The 1,270-nt window shown below is 31.7% G+C and carries 1 pseudogene; it reads right to left on the bottom strand.

From position 1 onward, the window contains the following. Positions 1 to 1,163 (bottom strand): annotated as a pseudogene (locus F6J99_RS45095) (IS4 family transposase); the annotation flags it as partial. Positions 1,164 to 1,270: the final 107 nt, after the last annotated feature.

The following is a 1,270-nucleotide window of genomic DNA, read 5'->3' as shown; positions in this document are numbered from 1 at the left end:
CTGGGGGGGCGACATGAGAGCTAAAAAGTAGACTGTATAAGCTTCATAGCTCTCATACCTCGTAAATAATTATCGAGCTTATGACGACTTAAACGCATTAAAGCATCAACTAATTCCCAACATTTATCAATGAAGTTAATCCATTTATAAGCATAGATTCCAATATAAAAACTGCTATGTCTTTTAGTTAATCGCCCATATTCTTTGACTCTAGCCATATATTTTTTAACTCCTTTTTTATTAATTACTTCTCCTTGACCTGTGGCAACTAGATAAGCAAAAGATATTAAAATAACTAAAGATAAAAAGCGTTGTCCGACTACATTACTGCCTTCCATATTATATCCACCACTCTTATAATCTCGGAACATCTGTTCAATATTAAAACGTTTTTTATAGGCAGCAATTGCTTCCGAGCTACTGCTCATATTTGTAAGAATAAACCAACCTTCTTTCGTCACGGATTTTCGATAACTTTTTTTCCATTTACAGGCGATACTAAATCCAGAAATTTGTTTAGTTTTTGTCACTTTTACATTTTCAAAAAACAAAGAAGTTCCGGGCTTTAATCCACAATTTTTCAAGGAAATCCAACCCGAACTTTTCAGTTCAATTTGTTCCGATTTTTTTAGTCTTAAACAAAATGTAAACCCTTGTGTATCTAGCCATTTAGCCAATTTTACTGAACAAAATTCTCGGTCTCCCAAAATGACAACATGATAGCTATCAAATAGCCCTATAATAGTTGATATTATTTCTTGTTGCTCTGAAAAATTACTTGAACCAAGTTTTGAAAGAAGTTCAAAATAAATTGGGAGCGCTCGGTTTTTATAAATCAAACTAATCATCAATAAATTCTTATTATTCCAATTAGTTCTATCGATAGCTAAATAGATTGTTTCCTCTTTAGAAAATGTTTGATTTATCCATTTTTGAATAATTGGAAACCACAAATATTTTACATCAAATACTGGCAAAGACAAAAATCTCTGTAGTTTTTTACGTCGTGAGTGAAATTGAATGGGTAAAGGGAGTGACTCTGCGATTTTTTCAAGTTTGATATTTTTGGTGTCTTGTATAATTATTATTATAAGGTAAAAAAACAATAATTGAGATTCAGAAAGTAGATTTTTTAGATGTTTTTGATATAATTCTGGTAGCATTTTCAATTGATAGGTCGTATTGACAATTTCTGACCTATCTTTTTTTTACCATAATTCGCTCAATTTAAGATATATCAAGGGTTACAGGGCGCTTGTCGCCCCCCCAG

Source organism: Moorena sp. SIO4G3, assembly GCF_010692305.1.
Classification (GTDB): Bacteria; Cyanobacteriota; Cyanobacteriia; order Cyanobacteriales; family Coleofasciculaceae; genus Moorena; species Moorena producens_A.
Note: the sequence above shows the minus strand (reverse complement) of the source record. Positions and strands in the feature narration are given on the sequence as shown.